At 65.4% G+C, this 14,216-nt stretch carries 12 protein-coding genes; 3 read left to right on the top strand and 9 right to left on the bottom strand.

Annotated features, from left to right (window positions below):
* Positions 1–3: 3 nt before the first annotated feature.
* The 8 genes from folP to dacB all read right to left on the bottom strand — a co-directional run bounded on the left by folP (position 4) and on the right by dacB (position 8,864).
* Positions 4–924 (bottom strand): dihydropteroate synthase, encoded by a 921-nt coding sequence (gene folP, locus QFZ40_RS18765; protein WP_306906214.1) that lies wholly within the window; start codon positions 922–924, stop codon positions 4–6.
* 10 nt (positions 925–934) lie between these two features.
* Positions 935–1,579, bottom strand: a complete 645-nt coding sequence (gene folE, locus QFZ40_RS18770; RefSeq protein ID WP_306906215.1) for a GTP cyclohydrolase I FolE — start codon at positions 1,577–1,579, stop codon at positions 935–937.
* Between the two features lie 9 nt (positions 1,580–1,588).
* Positions 1,589–3,652, bottom strand: a complete 2,064-nt coding sequence (gene ftsH, locus QFZ40_RS18775) for an ATP-dependent zinc metalloprotease FtsH (protein WP_306906216.1) — start codon at positions 3,650–3,652, stop codon at positions 1,589–1,591.
* 179 nt (positions 3,653–3,831) lie between these two features.
* On the bottom strand, positions 3,832–4,383 hold the full coding sequence (hpt, locus tag QFZ40_RS18780; protein ID WP_306906217.1) for a hypoxanthine phosphoribosyltransferase: 552 nt from the start codon (positions 4,381–4,383) through the stop codon (positions 3,832–3,834).
* Positions 4,384–4,412: 29 nt separating this feature from the next.
* Entirely contained in the window at positions 4,413–5,474 is a 1,062-nt protein-coding gene (gene tilS, locus QFZ40_RS18785; RefSeq protein WP_306906219.1) for a tRNA lysidine(34) synthetase TilS, read from the bottom strand.
* Between the two features lie 69 nt (positions 5,475–5,543).
* Positions 5,544–6,677 (bottom strand): zinc-dependent metalloprotease, encoded by a 1,134-nt coding sequence (locus tag QFZ40_RS18790; protein WP_306906220.1) that lies wholly within the window; start codon positions 6,675–6,677, stop codon positions 5,544–5,546.
* Between the two features lie 93 nt (positions 6,678–6,770).
* Positions 6,771–7,145 (bottom strand): DUF7793 family protein, encoded by a 375-nt coding sequence (locus QFZ40_RS18795; protein ID WP_306906221.1) that lies wholly within the window; start codon positions 7,143–7,145, stop codon positions 6,771–6,773.
* Between the two features lie 150 nt (positions 7,146–7,295).
* Positions 7,296–8,864, bottom strand: coding sequence for a D-alanyl-D-alanine carboxypeptidase/D-alanyl-D-alanine endopeptidase (dacB, locus tag QFZ40_RS18800; protein WP_373427449.1), 1,569 nt, complete (start codon positions 8,862–8,864; stop codon positions 7,296–7,298).
* Between the two features lie 151 nt (positions 8,865–9,015).
* Here dacB and QFZ40_RS18805 point away from each other — a divergent pair, with 151 nt between their 5' ends.
* The 3 genes from QFZ40_RS18805 to QFZ40_RS18815 all read left to right on the top strand — a co-directional run bounded on the left by QFZ40_RS18805 (position 9,016) and on the right by QFZ40_RS18815 (position 11,696).
* The gene (locus QFZ40_RS18805; RefSeq protein WP_306906223.1) at positions 9,016–9,504 is read left to right on the top strand and encodes an inorganic diphosphatase; all 489 of its coding nucleotides are present in this window, start codon (positions 9,016–9,018) and stop codon (positions 9,502–9,504) included.
* Between the two features lie 102 nt (positions 9,505–9,606).
* Positions 9,607–10,947 carry a carboxylesterase family protein gene (locus tag QFZ40_RS18810; protein ID WP_306906225.1) on the top strand — a complete coding sequence of 447 codons (1,341 nt, stop codon included), beginning with the start codon at positions 9,607–9,609 and terminating at the stop codon, positions 10,945–10,947.
* Positions 10,944–11,696 (top strand): DUF429 domain-containing protein, encoded by a 753-nt coding sequence (locus QFZ40_RS18815; RefSeq protein WP_306906226.1) that lies wholly within the window; start codon positions 10,944–10,946, stop codon positions 11,694–11,696. The genes QFZ40_RS18810 and QFZ40_RS18815 overlap by 4 nt, the downstream gene beginning before the upstream one ends.
* Here the strand turns inward: QFZ40_RS18815 and QFZ40_RS18820 are convergent.
* Positions 11,693–14,152, bottom strand: a complete 2,460-nt coding sequence (locus tag QFZ40_RS18820) for a phosphoketolase family protein (protein WP_306906227.1) — start codon at positions 14,150–14,152, stop codon at positions 11,693–11,695. The two genes, QFZ40_RS18815 and QFZ40_RS18820, sit on opposite strands and share 4 nt — an antisense overlap.
* Positions 14,153–14,216: the final 64 nt, after the last annotated feature.

Genomic DNA, 14,216 nt, shown 5'->3' on the forward strand with positions numbered 1-14,216 from the left:
GCCCTAGTGGGAAATGCGTACGGCCGCGATGCGCGAGGCGACCTTGACGGCGTCAAGGTTGGGGCCGACGTCGTGGACGCGGACGGCCCAGGCGCCGCGGAAAGCGCTGATGGCAGTGATCGCCGCGGTTGCGGCGTCCCGCTCCTCCGGTACGGCAGACTTGCCGGCAACCGTGAGCAGCGTGCCCAGGAAGCGTTTGCGTGACGCGCCCACCAGGACCTTGTGCCCCAGGCTGTCCAACTTCTCCAGGCCCTGCAGCAGCTCCCAGTTCTGGTCGTCGTTCTTGGCGAAGCCCAGGCCGGGGTCCACGATGATCTGCTCGCGGTTCACCCCGGCGGCGTAGAGCTTGTCCCGGACGCCGGCGAGTTCGGCCACCACCTCAGCGGCAACATCCTGGTATTCGGCAAGCGAATTCATGGTGCGGGCATCCCCCCGCCGGTGCGTGAGGATGTAGGGCACCCCGGACGTCGCGACGAGCTCGGCCATCTCCGGCTCGATGCTGATGCCCGAGACGTCATTGATGATGGCGGCGCCGGCGTGCAGAGCGGCGGAAGCCGTAGAGGCATGCGTGGTGTCAATGCTGACCAGGGCGCCTGCCTTCACCAGCGCCTCGATGACGGGCAGTACCCGGCGCTGCTCTTCCTCGGGGCTGACATCCTCCGCACCGGGACGTGTCGATTCGCCCCCGACATCGATGATGTCGGCTCCCGCATAGAACATCCGCAGCCCGGCCGCGATGGCCGTGTCCGCGGTTGGGTGCTTGCCGCCGTCGCTGAAGGAATCCGGTGTGACGTTCAGGATGCCCATCACCAAAGTGCGGTCCGTGGGCAGGTCTTCGAACTTTGCGGCCGGCCGCGGTTTACGCAGGATGGGCAGCGGGGACGTTGCGGGCCCGGTTCCCGGGGCTGCAGCTAATGAGTCCATGGTCTGATAATTACCTTCCGATGATGAGGCTCATGGCTTCGGCGCGGGTGGCCGGGTCATGAAGTTGCCCGCGTACCGCGCTGGTAACGGTCTTAGCTCCGGGCTTGCGGACACCGCGCATGGACATGCACATGTGTTCGCATTCGACGACGACAATCGCGCCGCGGGGCTTGAGGTGCTTGACCAGCGCTTCGACGATCTCCGTAGTGAGCCGTTCCTGCACCTGGGGGCGCCGGGCGTAGATGTCCACAAGGCGTGCCAGCTTGCTGAGCCCGGTCACTTTACCGTCATGTGAGGGGATGTAGCCCACGTGGGCAACCCCGTGGAACGGCACCAGGTGGTGCTCGCAGGTGGAATAGAAGGGGATGTCCTTGACCAGGACCAGTTCCTCGTGGTCAAGGTCGAACGTGGTGGACAGGACATCCGCCGGGTCGTGATGCAGCCCGGCGAACACCTCGGCGTAAGCCTTGGCCACCCGGCGCGGCGTCTCCTGGAGGCCGCCGCGGTCCGGGTCCTCGCCGATGGCGAGCAGGATCTCGCGCACCGCTGCCTCGATCCGGGGACGGTCCACTTTCGGGTGTTTCTTGGCGTGGGATCCGTCCTCCGCCGATGATCCGGCGTAGGAGGGAGCGTCGTCGTCGTCGAAGTGAGTCACAGAAGAAGCTTAGCCGTGGAGGACGTCTGGCCCCGAGTCGGGGATGCCCCCCTGGAACGGCACGTCCTCCGGAACACCCTGCGGGTGCGGCGGCTGGGCGTCCAGCGGCTCCTCGAGCCGCGCTTCCGTGGCTTCCTGCTGGGCTTCCCGTTCTGCCCTTTCCTGGCGTGACTCCACCGGGCCTTCCTTTTGGACGGGCCTGGTTTCCTTCGAGAGCCAGACTTCGCGGAAGTCGCGCTTGCGGATGTCCGAGAAGATGGATGCGATCTCGGCCTGGTTAAGGGTTTCGCGTTCCAGGAGCTCGAGGGCAAGCATGTCCAGGACGTCGCGGTTCTCGGTGAGGATGGCGTAGGCCTCATCGTGCGCCTGGTCGATCAGCCGGCGTACTTCCTCGTCCACCACATAGGCGATCTGGTCGGAGTAGTTGCGCTCGTGGCCGGCGTCGCGGCCAAGGAACGGCTCGCCGCCGCCCTGGCCAAGGCGTACGGCCCCCACGCGTTCGCTCATGCCGTATTCAGTGACCATCTTCCGGGCCGTGGCGGTGGCCTTTTCGATGTCGTTGGAAGCGCCGGTGGAGGGGTCGTGGAACACGATCTCCTCCGCCACCCGGCCGCCCATAGCGTAGGCCATCTGGTCCAGCAGCTCGTTGCGTGTTATGGAGTACTTGTCGTTGTCCGGCACCACCATGGTGTAGCCCAGGGCACGGCCGCGGGGCAGGATGGTGATCTTGGTGACCGGTGCAGAGTTCCGCAGGGCCGCAGCCACCAAGGCGTGTCCACCTTCGTGGTACGCGGTGATCTTGCGCTCGTGCTCCTTCATGACCCGGCTGCGCTTCTGCGGTCCGGCCATGACGCGGTCGATGGCCTCGTCCAGGGCGCGGTCGTCGATGAGGTTGGCGTTGGAGCGGGCGGTCAGCAGCGCTGCCTCGTTCAGGACGTTGGCAAGGTCGGCGCCGGTGTAGCCGGGGGTCTTCTTGGCCACGGCCTTCAGGTCAACTCCCGAGGCCATGGGCTTGCCCTTGGCATGTACCTGCAGGATCTGGTCGCGGCCGATCAGGTCAGGGGCCTCGACGGAGATCTGGCGGTCAAAACGCCCGGGGCGCAGCAGTGCGGGGTCCAGGACGTCGGGACGGTTGGTGGCTGCGATCAGGATGACGTTGGTTTTGACGTCGAAGCCATCCATTTCAACCAGGAGCTGGTTGAGGGTCTGTTCGCGTTCGTCGTTGCCGCCGCCGATCCCGGCACCGCGGTGACGGCCGACGGCGTCGATCTCGTCCACAAAGATGATGGCGGGCGAGTTGGCCTTGGCCTGCTCGAAGAGGTCGCGGACGCGGGAGGCGCCCACACCGACGAACATTTCGACGAAGTCGGAGCCGGAGATGGAGAAGAAGGGCACGCCCGCCTCGCCGGCGACAGCACGGGCCAGGAGGGTCTTGCCGGTTCCGGGAGGGCCGTAGAGCAGCACGCCTTTCGGGATCTTGGCGCCCACAGCCTGGAACTTCGCCGGTTCCTGCAGGAACTCCTTGATCTCCTGGAGCTCCTCAACCGCTTCGTCCGCACCGGCAACATCAACAAACGTCACCTGCGGCATGTCCTTGTTGACCATCTTGGCCTTGGACTTGCCGAACTGCATGATCTTGGAGCCGCCGCCCTGCATCCGGGTCATGAGGAACCAGAACAGCGCGCCGAGCAGGATGACGGGGATCAGAAGGGAAAGCAGGCCTGAGAACCAGTTGCTTTCAATAGGCTGGTCCGTGTAGCCGCTGGCGGGCTTGGCGTCCGTGACGGCCTTGACCACGTCCACGGCGCGGGCGTCCACGAAGAAGAACTGGACGCTCTTGCCCTTGTCCTGGCCGTTTATCTGGAGATCGTCCTTGAGCGTGAGGTCCACACGGTTTTCGCCGTCGAAGATCCTGGCCTGCTCAACCTTGCCGTCGGCAAGGAGGCCCAGGCCCTTGTCCGTGTCGATCCTTGCCGCGCCGCCGGGAGCCAGCGTTGCAAAAGCCACGAGGAGCATGCCGATTACGACAACGATCCAGATGCCCGGGCCCTTGAAGAAACTCTTAGCTTTCATCTGTTCGGGGCTGGCCCCGTCCCTCCTGGTAGTCCTGCACGGCGAGTGATCTGCGCGCGTGTGGTGCTGCGTCAGCTTCTAGCTTTACACCGTTCGGAGTGAATCACGCACGGTGTCGCTTAAAAGTTCCCTCTGGGCGTAGCGGGGCACGGCCATGGCCGGAGCCTGGGAGGCGCAGATTACTCGTAGACGTGCGGCGCCAGGGTGCCGACGAAGTCCAGGTTGCGGTATTTCTCGGCGTAGTCCAGGCCATAGCCGACCACGAACTCGTTGGGGATGTCGTAGCCGACGTACTTGACGTCGATCTGGACCTTCGCGGCCGTGGGCTTGCGGAAGGCGGTGCAGATTTCCACCGATGCCGTGCCGCGCGATTCCAGGTTGGTCTTCAGCCAGGACAGCGTGAGGCCCGAGTCGATGATGTCTTCAACAATCAGGACGTCCTTCCCCATCAGGTCGGTGTCCAGGTCCTTGAGGATACGTACTACTCCCGATGACTGGGTGCCGGAGCCGTAGGAGGAAACAGCCATCCAGTCCATGGAAATGTGGCTGTGGAGCGCGCGGGCAAGGTCGGCCATGACCATCACTGCACCCTTGAGCACGCCGACGATGAGGATTTCCCGGCCTTCATAGTCCCTGTCGATCTCGGCAGCGAGTTCGGTGATCCGTTGCTGGATCTGTTCCTTGGTGTAGAGAACGTGCTTGAGGTCTGCCTGGACGTCGTTTGAATCCACCAATGACTCCTGTGTAGATGCGGGTGCGACTATATTTGGGGCGGTTTTTGAGGCCGGAATACTAGCTTCCCACAGCGGGCGCCTTCACGGGGAACGGAAGCATCCCCGGCGGCCTGGACACCGGCAGAGGCGCGGGGGCGGGCTGCATCCAGCTGGGCCAGCGACAGGCGGTACACGCTCACCCCCCCGGGCAGCTCCACCGGACCTGCGGAACCCCGCCGCCGCAGCAGCGCTTCCGCCGCCAGGAGGCGCTGATAGCTGGGCTGTTGACCCCCGACGTCGGCTGCTGCCCTGGCGATCACCCGGAACCTGATCGCCGGGGCCAGGTTCGCGACCGCGTCCTCGGGAAGGCTGACTTCCTCGCCCGAACGCTCAACCATGCCTGCAAACGTGCGTTCCGCCACGTCTTCAAGGTAGTCGGCGTCCAGCTGCAGAATGGAGGCCGTCCGGGCGAGTGACTCGGCGACGCCGGGACCCAGCTTTTCCTCAAGCAGGGGCAGTACTTCCACCCTTGTCCGCGAACGGGCGTAGGCCGGATCCGCGTTGCTGGGGTCGTGCCAGGGCTCGAGTTCCTCAACCCGGCAGATCTCCAGGGTGTCTTCGCGGCGCAATCCCAGGAAGGGCCGGAGCAGGATTCCGCGGACAGGCCTCATTCCTGCCAGGGAACGCGTGCCGGAGCCCCGGGCAAGGCCCAGCAGGACCTGTTCGGCCTGGTCATCCAGGGTGTGACCCAGCAGGATTGCGCTGGCCCCTTGTCCTGCAGCGGCTGCTTCCAGCGCCGCATGGCGCGCCTCGCGGGCGGCTGCTTCGGGACCCATCCCGGTGCCGGCAACCTCCACTGTCCTGACTTCCACCGGCGAAAGTCCCAGGTCCTCCAGGGCAAGGGCAGTCTGCGCCGCGACGCTGGCTGAGCCTGGCTGAAGCTGGTGGTCCACTATTACGGCGCCCACTGTTATGGCGTGCCCGTTGACGTGGCCACGGCGGCCGAAATAGGCGGCCACCGATGCAAGGGCAAGCGAGTCCGGGCCGCCGCTGCATGCGACCAGCACATGCTCCGGGTATCCGGCCAGGGCCAGGGCGTCCCCGACCATTTTCCGCGCCTTGCCAACGACGGGCGCCAGCCTGCCGGGCCGGCGTCGTCCGCTTGGAAGTTCGTGCAATTACAGGCCCATCCGGTCAAGCCACAGCTTGGCGTCGTGGATTTCGGGCTCTGTCGGCAGGTTGTCGGCCGATTCCCAGACCCTGTTGAACCCGTCCATCCCGGCCACGTCGACCACCGCCCGGACGAATTTCGCGCCGTCGGAGTACTGGCGCATCTTCGCGTCCAGACCGAGCAGGTTTCGGATGAATTTTTCGATCACGCCGCGGTCCTTGCCGCGGTCGTTGAAGCGCTGCCGGATGGTCTTAACGGTCGGAATGATGCTCTCGTCCACGCCGTCCATGACCACGTTGGCATGGCCCTCGAGGAGGCTCATGACTGCTGTCAGATGGGACAACGACGCCTTCTCCTCCGGATTCTGCAGAAGGTCAAGGATCGCACCGCGGCCTGGCGCGTTGCCGCCCGCGCTGCGGTCCTTGAGCGAACGGGCGGCAGCGGAGGCACGTTCCATGAGGGAGTCCACGTTGCCCAGCAGGTGCCCGCTCAGGTTGTCGATTTCGGCCAGCATGTGATGGCGGAGCCAGGGCGCGGCCGCAAACTGCACACGGTGGGTCTGCTCATGCAGGCAGACCCAGAGCCTGAAGTCTTCAGGGACGACGTTCAGCTGGCGCTCCACCGAAACGATGTTGGGCACTACGAGCAGCAGCCGTCCGCCGGCCGGTGCGGTGGAACCTTCCGCCAAGGCTGCAAAAGGATCGTACTGGCCCAGGACCTTGCTGGACAGGAAGGCCAGCACGGCGCCGAGCTGGCTGCCGGTGATGGCGCCGCTGACGCTGGCTGCAGCGGGGCTGACATTGCCACGGCGGCTTTCGAGCATCTTTTCCATGGCAGGTTTGAGCATTACGGCGAAGCTCTGGGTGTTGGCCTTCGCCCAGTTGGCGCGGTCCACCACCAGGACGGACGAGTCACGGAGGTCCCGTGCAGCCTCCAGGCCGGTGATTTCATGAACGTGCGGCACCGAGGCATCGGCCAGGCTGCGCAGGCTGTCCACGGCGTCGCCGATTTCGGCCGAGTCCAGCATGGGCCCCGCGGACGCCAGGCGTGCTGCGGTGGAGGCGGCAAGGTCCCAGTTGATCAGGGATTGGGCCGGGCTGGGCGAGGCAGCGGCGGACGAATCACGTGTTGTGGACTCCATACTTCCCATCAGACCACAGCCGACGGCGGATCGGCCTTAAGTTCGCTGACGGGCGAGCGGCTGCGGCCGGATTTCAGGTTCACATGCCCGGGTTCAGCTACTTGGAGTAGAGCCTTCGAGCAGCCAGGTCATCGCTTCGGGACGGGACGTGAAAAAACGGGTGGGACAGGGTGGGACATGCATGCTGAGAAAGAAGTTGGCCAGAACCCGATCGACAGGGCTTGATCCCAGCAGGGCTATCCGGTTGGCCGCACAAGGGATGGAGAAAACGCCACGTGCCTGCCGGCTCACGGACTCGGTGGTGGCCATGTCCACCAGCATCGGATATTCCGATCCGTCGGCGGCTTCGTTGACCGCGGCCATCGCGGCATGGGCATCCACGGCTTCAATTCTGACGCTTGGCTTCCACACCAGGTGGATAATCTGGTCGGCCTCAAGTGCTACCGCGCCTTTGCCGCCTTCAACCATGATTGGTTCCACTGCCTGTCCCCCAAAAGTTTCGGCTGGGCTTTATCCTATTCCCTTTCGCCGGGACCGGTTTATCCCCCCGTTATGGTCTTTTCCCCGCGGTACTCCGGGGGGAAAAGACCATAACGGGGGGAAAGAGGCTCGGAGGTACTAGCGGCAGCCGCAGGCAGCCAGCGCCGTGGCCGCCCGGTCCAGGGCTTCCTTGTTGCCTGCGGCTCCGGGCGTGAGGCCGTTACCGATGAAGGAAAAGACCAGGAGGCGGCTGTCTGCGTCAACCACATAGCCGCTGAGTGCGATCACCGAGTTCAGTGTCCCGGTCTTGGCCCGGACCAATCCGGCGCCGCGGGCGGTGGCGTTGTCCCCATAGCGGGCGCCCAGGGTCCCGGTGAGGCCTGCCACCGGGAACCCGGCCAGCGCAGTGCGAAGCCTTGTGTCCGTGCCTGAAGTGATGGCGCGGACCACTTCGGCGAACTGGCGGGCCGAGACCTGGTTATCCAGCGCCAGCCCGCACACGTCCGCAAGCCTCATGGTGTCTGTGGGAATGCCCAGCTCCGTGAGCTGCTTCCGTACTGCCTCCGTTGCCCCCGTGTTGCTGCCTGGCTGCCCCGCTGCGACGGCGGACATCCGTCCCAGGATCTCGGCCAGGTAGTTGTCTGAAGTCTGCAGCATGAGGTCGACCTGCTGGCTGACCGTGGCAGACTGCACCTCCGCGAGGACGGCAGGTCCACCGCCATCTGCAGCAGGCGCGGACGGAGCAGGCCCGGACGAAGCAGGCCCGGAAGGAGCAGGCCCGGACGAAGCTTGGAACCGCGCGACGCCGTCCGTCACGCTGAGCCCCGCAGCTGCACCTGCCGCTTTGAGCTGCGCCGCGAACGCCTGCGCAGCGGTGACCGCCGAGTCCTGGGGCCGGGGGCCGGTGGTGGCTACTGGGTCAAAGCGGGCAGAGTTCAGTGCGAGCGGGAATAGCGGAGCCTGTTCGCCCGCCTCCACGTCACCTTGCGCCCATGCGGGGTTCAGGGCCGGTCCGCTGAACAGGGAATCGTCCACCAGGACTGTCACCTGCCCTGCAGTACCTTTCTCTTTCAGCGCCGCAACCGTTGACACCGCCAGTGTCGCGAGCCCGGCGTGGCCCATCACCTGGGCCGGCATGGAATCACCGGCGCCCAGGAGGACGTCGCCGCCCCCGGTGAGCACCACCTGCCCGGCCGCCGGACCAGATAGGACCCGCGTGCTGAACCGGTGGTCGGGGCCGAGGGCACGCAAAGCAGCCACGGCGGTGAGCAACTTCATGTTGGAGGCCGGAATCCTGTTATCTGAGCCGCCGCGGTCAAACAGGACCTGGCCCGTGAGCGCGTCCTGGACCAGCCCCGTAAAGCCGCCTCCGCCGTCGGCCTTCAACAGCGCCTCCAGCTGCGTGCTGACAGCGGATGGCAGCGGCACCGGCGCGGAATCCTGCAGCGGGGGCAGGCCCTGCCGCGGTGCGAGCGTGGCAGGTGGCCGCTGCCACGCCGGAGGTGCAGGAGTGGAAAGCGGCTGGCCCGGGCCGACAAAGGCCGGCCCGGCCATCATGGCCACAGGTATGGCCAGGACCACGGTCAGCAGAAGCAGCAGAGCCTCGGGCCAGGCCTTCAGCAGACGCGTGACCCTGCCCTTGACAGGGTCTTTGGCGGGGCGCAAGGGCGCGTCGTCGGCAACCGGTTGGCTGCTTGTTTCCTTCATCGTGGTGCTGGTCCTCAAGTCCCGAAAATTCCCCATAGTTCCTGAAACTTGGGCCGCTCGCTATATCCTCAATAGTAGTCGGCGGCACTGACACTCCTTTTGGCGGAGGTCAAGTGTGCCGCGAACCCCTGCAATTGCCGAGGAGCATTCCATGAAGCATGACGTGACCATCGAGATCCCCAAGGGGTCCCGCGTCAAGTACGAAGTCGACCACGAGACCGGCCGCGTCCGCCTGGACCGCGTCCTCTTCACCTCCATGCAGTACCCCACGCACTACGGTTTCTTCGAGAACACGCTGGGCGAGGACGGTGACCCGCTGGACGCACTGGTGCTCCTGCAGGACTTCGACCTGCTCCCGGGTGTCATTGTTGAATCGCGCCCCATCGGCGTCTTCAACATGACCGACGACGGCGGCGGCGACGCCAAAGTCCTGTGCGTCCCGGTTGACGCCCGCTTTGACCACATCCAGGAAGTCAGCGATGTCAGCGAATTTCTGATCAAGGAAATCGAGCACTTCTTCACCCGCTACAAGGACCTGGAGCCAGGCAAGTGGGTCAAGGCTGAAGGCTGGGGCGACCGGGCTGCAGCCGAAGCCGAGCTCGAAGCGTCGATCAAGCGCTACGTTCCGGTGGCACACTAGTCCCCGCACTCCCCTCACCTGACAACGCGGGGTCACTTTTCGCCCAATCCGGCCGCCGGATTGGGCCGGAAGTGACCCCGCGTTGTGGTTTAAGGTGAATCGGTGAGCTCCGCACCTATTTTCAACCCGCCCTGCGGTCCGGTCACCGGCTGGCGGGACCACTCCGGCGCCGGCGATGTCATCCGCGCCACCGGCATCCCTTACGCCAAGGCCGGACGTTTCGAGCTTCCCGTTCAGGCAGCTGACTGGGACGAACCGTTGTCAGCAACCTCCCCCGCCCCTGCCTGTCCGCAGGGGCCGGTGCCGTTCCTCGATGACATCCTGGGCACCCGCTACGGTGAGCTGCCAGGCAGCGAGGACTGCCAGAATCTTTCCATCACCATGCCCGCAGATCTTGCCCCGGGCGACAGGCTGCCCGTGATGGTCTGGATCCATGGCGGTTCCTACACCACCGGCTCCGGTGACCTCGCAATTTTCGACCCCGCTGTGCTGGTCGCCGAAAACCGGGTGATCGTGGTCTCGGTAACCTACCGCCTGGGACTGTTCGGCTTCCTCGCCACCAGCTCCGGCCGGCCGGGCAACCTGGGGCTGCTGGACCAACTCGAGGCGTTCCGGTGGGTGCAGCGGAACATTGCAGCGTTCGGCGGTGACCCCGGTTGTGTGACGGCTTTCGGCCAGTCGGCCGGAGGTGACGCTATCGCCCACCTCATGGCCACTCCTGAGGCGCCGTCCCTGTTCCAGCGGGCCATCATCCAGAGCGCACCGTTGGGGATCTCCCGCGGCCGGACCAAAATGAACCACGTGATGGGTGTCGCTGCCGAGGCCGTCACCGAGGAAACTCCTGCGATGGAAGTCGTGGGCATCGAGGATCATGTTTCCCACGTTGCCCGCAAGTTTGGCCTGAGGGCCGCCATGCCGTTCGGCACCCAGTACGGACACCCACCGCTGCCCTCGGAAGCGAAGATTGAAGCAGCTTGGAACACAGCCGCCCCCGGCATCGAGGTCCTGATCGGACACACGGCTGACGAGGCACGCCTGTTCCTGCCTGAAAACCCCTGGATCAAGCGTCTGTCGGGGATTCCGTTCCTCGGCTCCGCGGTAGTTAAAGCCACCAACTGGGCCGTCACCGAAGCGGTGTACGGCAGGCCGGCCCGGAAGTTCGCCCGGCGGCATTGCAAGGCGGGAGGCAAGGCCTACGGCTACCTGCTTTCCTGGGGAGCGCCGGGAAACTACTACCGGGCCGCCCATACGGTGGACCTGCCGCTGCTCTTCGGTAACAGGCTTACTTGGCAAGGAGCCGGCCTCCTGGCCGGTGCCTCCTGGGACGAAGTCAATGGCGTGGGCCGGCAGCTGCGGAGCCTGTGGGCCGCATTCGCCCGGGGGGATGACGTGGGCAGATCGGGTGGCATACCAGGGGCCTTGCAGCTCCGGTCAGTGCCTTGAGGACTCTGGGCGTCGACCTTGCGGCAGCCACGAAAAAGACAGCCGTGGCGGTCCTCGAGTGGGGCCAGGACTCAGTCCGGTTAGTGCATCTGGCACTGGATGTGGATGACCACGAAATCGTGGAGCTCTTCGACTTTGCGGACATGACAGGCATTGACTGTCCGGTCGGCTGGCCACGGGCCCTTATTCCATTCCTCACCGGGCATTTGAACTTTGATGCCGGCCCCGTCCTGGCATACGACGGCATCGAGGGCAGGCGCTTGCTCGCCTACAGGGATACAGACCGCTTCGTCACCGCCAGGACCGGTCTGATTCCGCTCAGCGTCTCGGCGGACCGTCTGGCCCATCCGGCCATGAGGTGCGCCGTGATCCAGGCAAGGATCGCGGCGCTCCACGGCGCGCAACCAAGGGATGGCTCGGGCCGCCTGGCTGAGGTCTATCCTGCCGCCTCGTTGAAGATCTGGGGCTTGAAGGCCCGCAGCTACAAGGGGCGAGGCAAGTCCGAGACCGAAAGCCTGTCCTTGCTGTTGGGGAATTTGCGTCGGCAGGCGCCGTGGCTGGACCTTGGCGGCCACGAGGACCGCCTGTCCGGCTCGGACGACCTGTTCGACGCCGTCGTCGCGTCCCTCACCGCCCGCGCCGTCGCCGTCGGCCTCACGATTGTCCCGGACGACGCCCACGCCGCAGCTGCCCTGAGTGAGGGCTGGATCCATCTGCCGGCGGGCAGACTAACGGAACTGGCCTGCTAGCCGAGCTGCCAATTCCGGATCTCCTCCGGATCCTCGCCGTGGGTGCGGGTATGTTCGCGGGCCCGGATTTGCCGGTCCTGCAGGTTCTGCCGCAACAATGAGTGCTTTTCTGCCAGGCCGGGAACCCGGTCAAGGGCGTCGATGGCCAGCTGGAAGCGGTCGATCCCGTTCAGCATGGCCATGTCGAAAGGCGTGGTGGTGGTCCCCTCCTCTTTGTAGCCGCGCACGTGCAGGCCCTCCTGGTTAGTGCGGCGGTAGGCCAGCCGGTGGATGAGCGCCGGATAGCCGTGGTACGCGAAGATGATGGGCTTGTCCGGCGTGAAAATCCCGTCAAAGTCGCGCGAGGTCAGGCCGTGCGGATGCTCCCCCGCGTCCTGGAGCCGCATCAGGTCCACCACATTCACCACGCGGACTTTCAGTCCGGGAGCGCCCTTCCTGAGCAGCTCCGCTGCGGCAACGGTTTCCACGGTGGGCACGTCGCCGGCACAGGCCATGACGACGTCGGGCGCCTCGCCGGGGACCTCTGACCCGGCGAACTCCCAGATCCCCAGCCCGCGCTGGCAATGGGTGGCAGCATCGGCCGGCCCCAGCCAGGTGGGTGAGGGCTGTTTTCCACTGACCACAATGTTCACGTAATCCGTTGATGCCAGGCAGTGCTCCATGACGGACAACAGGGTGTTCACATCCGGCGGAAGGTACACCCGGATGACCTCGGCCTTCTTGTTCACAGCGTGGTCGATGAAGCCCGGGTCCTGGTGCGAGAACCCGTTGTGGTCCTGCTGCCACACGTGCGAGGACAGCAGGTAGTTCAGCGACGCCACGGGCTGGCGCCACGGAAGCTTCCGATGCACCTTCAGCCACTTGGCGTGCTGGTTAAACATGGAATCGACGATATGGATGAACGCCTCGTAGCAGTTGAACACGCCGTGCCGGCCGGTCAGGAGGTAGCCCTCCAGCCAGCCCTGGCAGAGGTGCTCGCTGAGTACCTCCAGGACCCGCCCGGACCGGGCAAGGTGCTCGTCGGCGTCGTCCATTCTGTACTGCCACACTTTGTCCGTGACGTCATAGACCTTCTGCAGCCGGTTGGACGCGGTCTCGTCCGGCCCGAAAAGCCGGAATGTCTCCATGTTCAGTGAAATCACATCGCGCATCCATGCGCCCAGCGTGAGCATCGGGCTGACCCGCCCGGTCCCGGGTGCCTGCACCTCCACCGCATGGTCTTCATAGGCTGGTAGCTCTAGAGCCCGGCGCAGCAGACCGCCATTGGCATGCGGGGTGGCGCTCATCCGGAAGTCCCCGGTGGGTGCGCCTTCCGCGATGTCCGGCCGCAGCCGGCCTCCGCCGTCGAACAATTCCTCGGGACGGTACGACCGCAGCCATTCCTCGAGCTGCTTCAGGTGCTCTCCATTGGTGCGGACCTCCGCCAACGGGACCTGGTGGCTCCGCCAGGTTCCTTCCACCTGCAGTCCATCCACTGTGCGCGGCCCCGTCCAGCCTTTGGGCGAGCGCAGGACGATCATGGGCCACCGGGGCGCGCTGTCTTCTTGTGAGTGGAATTGCGGAGCCTCCGCATCAGCGCCGCCCGCCCGAATTCCACGGCGGCTTTCCTGAATGGCGCGGATTCCGGCCAGGCAGGCCTCCAGCGCCGACGCGAAATCCTGGTGCGCCTGCGCAGTTTTGTCCGGATCGTCCACCGTGACGAAGTACGGCTCGTGCCCGTAACCGCGCAAGAGCTGTTCCAGCTGATCCTCAGGCATGCGTGCCAGGATGGTGGGGTTGGCGATTTTGTAGCCGTTCAAATGCAGAATGGGCAGCACGGCGCCGTCCGCCGCCGGGTCAAGGAAATTGTGCGAATGCCAGCTCGCCGCAAGCGGCCCGGTTTCGGCTTCACCGTCTCCGATCACGACGGCGGTGATCAGCTGGGGATTGTCGAACACGGAACCGTACGCATGGGCCAGCGAGTAGCCAAGCTCACCACCCTCGCTGATGGAGCCGGGGCTCTCCGGGGCGGCGTGGCTGGGAATGCCGCCTGGGTACGAAAACTGACGGAACAGTTCGGCCATGCCGGCCTCGTCGTTGCCCACGTGGCCGTAAATTTCGGAGTAGGTCCCCTCCAGCCATGCATTCGCCACCACTGCCGGACCGCCATGACCCGGGCCCGCGATAAACAGCATTTCCTGGGAATTCCTGCGGATCAGCCGGTTCAAGTGGGCATAGATGAAGTTCAGTCCGGGCGTGGTTCCCCAATGGCCCAGGAGGCGGGATTTGGTGTCCTCGGCGGTGAGCGGCCGGCGAAGGAGCGGGTTGGAGCGCAGGTAAATCTGCCCGACGGAAAGGTAGTTCGCGGCCCGCCACCAGCGGTCCACCTGTTCCAGTCCGTCGCCTTCCGCAAGCCCCGTTCCGGACTCATGAGTCGCGACGCCACTGTGGGCGTCCTGGTCGCGGGTGTTGGCCATGGCATTCCTCCCGTTAGGTCATGCCGCCCGTCGGCGGCGCTCCTCCCCCATCGCAGCAGATGCG

It is taken from the genome of Arthrobacter pascens (assembly GCF_030816475.1).
Lineage (GTDB): Bacteria > Actinomycetota > Actinomycetes > Actinomycetales > Micrococcaceae > Arthrobacter > Arthrobacter pascens_B.